The organism is Caballeronia sp., from assembly GCF_049581465.1.
Classification (GTDB): Bacteria; Pseudomonadota; Gammaproteobacteria; order Burkholderiales; family Burkholderiaceae; genus Caballeronia.
In genome coordinates this window covers 1-3,418 of record NZ_JBAUSA010001320.1, presented here as the reverse complement: position 1 = coordinate 3,418, position 3,418 = coordinate 1, and the positions used below count along the sequence as shown (strand labels likewise).

General features: G+C 62.2%; 2 protein-coding genes and 1 pseudogene. 1 reads left to right on the top strand and 2 read right to left on the bottom strand.

All coding sequences use genetic code 11. The annotated features are described in order from the left end of the window. Nucleotides 1–275: 275 nt before the first annotated feature. The gene (locus WCA53_RS31975) at nt 276–1,676 is read right to left on the bottom strand and encodes a PLP-dependent aminotransferase family protein (protein WP_423921194.1); all 1,401 of its coding nucleotides are present in this window, start codon (nt 1,674–1,676) and stop codon (nt 276–278) included. Between the two features lie 150 nt (nt 1,677–1,826). Between WCA53_RS31975 and WCA53_RS31970 the strand changes: the two genes are divergently transcribed. Continuing rightward, nucleotides 1,827–3,155, top strand: a complete 1,329-nt coding sequence (locus WCA53_RS31970) for an aspartate aminotransferase family protein (RefSeq protein WP_423921191.1) — start codon at nt 1,827–1,829, stop codon at nt 3,153–3,155. A gap of 77 nt (nt 3,156–3,232) precedes the next feature. Here WCA53_RS31970 and WCA53_RS31965 read toward each other — a convergent pair. Next, nucleotides 3,233–3,418: pseudogene (locus WCA53_RS31965) on the bottom strand (DNA-binding protein); the annotation flags it as partial.

Here is a 3,418-nt window from a genome sequence, read left to right as displayed (position 1 = left end):
CTTCAGGCCTTTGGCCCGAACGTAGCACGGCCCCCGCAACCCCAACCCACAGTCGAACACCCTCCCCAAGCTCATACGGCACGCACACGCTTCGCCTCCATCGCCCAAGTGCCAAAATTTCCGCTCCCACCGTCTTGCACGGATTGTTGGTTCATCCGCGCACGACGTGCCGTTACTTAGTTCGGGACCCGAATGATTTTAGTGCGCCGGACCGCTGCCGCTAGCAGAAGGACTCCACCCTAGCGCCACACTCGCCACTATTCACTATTAGAACCCTACCCACGCCCAAGAAAAGCCCACAACCGGTCATCGGTTGAATAAGGAACATTGAAACGAAACCAGCTACTGGCAGCATCGTCAGGACGAAAATACGAACCCGGCGCAAGCCAGATGCCATGCTCCAGCGCGCGGGTCGCCAGTGCCCCGGCATCCGCCCCCTCCACGGTCAGGCGCGCCCACACGAAAAGCCCCGCCCGCGGCCGATGGAACATCTCAAGCCCCAACGCGTCCATCCGCTCCTCAACCTTCGCGTGCGCCTCCGCCAGCTTCTCGCTGATGATCTCGACATGCCTCGCATATCGCCCCTCAGCCAGCACTTTATCGACGATCCCCTCAGTCACCGACGACGACGTCAACCCCACCGCCATCTTCGTGCGCGCCAGCTCGCGCAGCACGTCTCGCTCGGCCACGACATAGCCGCATCGCAAAGCCGGCGTGATCGTTTTCGAAAATCCACCGACATACAGCACCCGGTTTAATCCCTCCATCGCTGCCAGCAACGGCGCGCCAGGCGGCGCAAGCTCGCGGCTGACGTCGTCTTCCACAACCCACAACCCATGACGCTCGGCGATTTGAGCCAGACGAAACGCCGACGCCATGCTGAACGTCGCGCCAGTCGGGTTCTGCAACGTCGTATTGAGAAAGATCGCCTTCGGCTTGTGCTCGGCAATCAGCCGTTCAAGCACATCGTTGTCAATTCCCGTTGGCGTGCGCGGGACGCCCAGTACAGTCAGCCCGCCAAGCCGCAGGATTTGCAGCAGATTGCAATAACCCGGATCTTCGACCACGACGGCGTCGCCAGGGCGCAGCAAGGTTCGCACGATGAGGTCGAGCGCCTGCGTGGCGCCCGCCGTGAGCAGGACGTTCGCGGCGGGATCGACAGGCAGCCCGTAGCGGTCCAGTTGCTCGGCAATACGCTCGCGCAATGGCGCAAAGCCGTACGGATGCCCATAGTCGGCCATGCGTGCAGCCGGAACCCGGCTCACCGAGCGCAACGCGTGATGCAAGCCGCTCTCGTTGATCCATTCGTTCGGCAACCACCCGCAGCCCGCCTTGATCGGCACAGAGTGATCGGCGAACACGTCCGACAACAACCAGGTCGCAGTCAGGCTCGGCGGCTGCCACGCCACCGGTCGCCGGAACGCAGCGCGACTGCGTGCGGCCACCCGATATCCCGAACCGCGCCGCGCCACGACCAGCCCCATCGACACGAGACGGCCGTATGCCTCAGTCACCGTGAACGTGCTGAGCTGCTCGGTCTTCGCGAGATGGCGCACGGACGGCAGCAACGCGCCGGCACGCAACGCCTGCCCTTCAATCGCACCGGAAAATGCGCTGACAATCTGTTCGACGAGCGTGGCCTGCGCGCGCTCGCGGTCAAGTTGGAGTTCAATCATGCAATGAGCTGGACGGATGGAGGTCAGTGGGGCATTCGCCAATACAGTTTGCGTCATTCTGCCACTACGGTTCTTCGCGCGACACGGCAACTGTCTATGCCGCCGCCTATTATCCAGGACTACATTGGACGTTCTAACAGGAGATTACCCATGACTTCGCACCCCGCCATCGACGATCTTTCGTCGTTCTGGATGCCTTTTACCGCCAACCGGCAATTCAAAGCGGCACCGCGCCTTATCGATAGTGCGAAGGGCATGTATTACAAAGCAACCGATGGCCGCGACATCCTCGACGGGAGCGCCGGCCTCTGGTGCGTGAATGCGGGTCATTGCCGCGATGAAATCGTCGCCGCAATCCAGAAACAAGTCGCCACGCTGGACTTCGCGCCGACTTTCCAGATGGGCCATCCGCTCGCGTTCGAGGCGGCATCGAAGGTGGCGGCATTAATGCCGGAAGGACTCGACCGCATCTTCTTCACGAACTCGGGTTCGGAATCCGTCGATACCGCGCTGAAAATCGCGCTCGCCTACCATCGGGCGCGCGGCGAAGGACAGCGCACGCGGCTGATCGGCCGTGAACGCGGTTATCACGGCGTGGGTTTCGGCGGCATTTCGGTCGGCGGGATTGCGCCGAACCGCAAGGCATTTTCGGGCGCACTGTTGCCGGGCGTCGACCATTTGCCGCATACGCACGCGCCTGAACACAATGCGTTCTCGAAGGGCCAGCCCGCATGGGGCGCACATCTCGCCGATGAACTCGAACGGCTGGTCACGCTGCACGATGCATCGACGATCGCGGCGGTGATTGTCGAGCCGGTCGCGGGATCGACGGGCGTGCTCGTGCCGCCGCAGGGTTATCTGCAAAAGCTCCGCGAGATCTGCACGAAGCACGGCATCCTGTTGATCTTCGATGAAGTCATCACCGGTTTCGGTCGTCTCGGCACAGCAACGGCGGCTGAGTATTTCGGTGTGACGCCCGACTTGATGACGCTCGCCAAGGCGATCAACAACGCGAGCATTCCGATGGGCGCGGTCGCGGTGCATAGAAAGGTGCACGATACCGTCGTCAACGCGGGCGCGGAAAACGGCATCGAGTTGTTCCATGGCTATACGTATTCGGCTCATCCGGTGGCCAGCGCAGCGGCGATCGCGACGCTCGACCTGTATGCCAGGGAGCGATTGTTCGAGCGCGCGGCATCGAAGGCGGCCCGGTTTGAAGCGGCTGCTCATGCTTTACGCGACGCACCGTTCGTAAAGGACATCCGCAATCTGGGCATGGTGGCGGGCATCGAACTGGAATCCCGCGCCGGCGCGCCGGGTGCGAGGGCGTATGAGACGTTCGTGAAGTGCTTCGAAGCGGGTGTTCTGGTGCGCATTACCGCCGATATCCTCGCGTTCTCGCCCCCGTTGATCGTCGAGGACGATCAGATCGACCAGATCTTCAGCACGGTCAGGAAGGTGCTGGGGACGGTGGCTTAGGTCTTTTACCTTGCGGTCTAAGGAAGGAAAGGCCGTTCCGGATTTGTTCGGAACGGCCTTTCCTTTCCATCAATTTCCTAACGCGCACGCCTCGATGCGCCCGCCTTCTGTCCCGCCGAAGCCGCCTTCCTTCGCGTCTCCCAACCCTTTTTCGCAGCGGCCGATCGATCCGATGCCGACCGTCGGCTGGCACTGGCGTGCGCTTGCGTGGAAAGCGACTGGTGCGACGCGGCCTTCGTGCCTTCGCGCTTCAGTACCTGGAG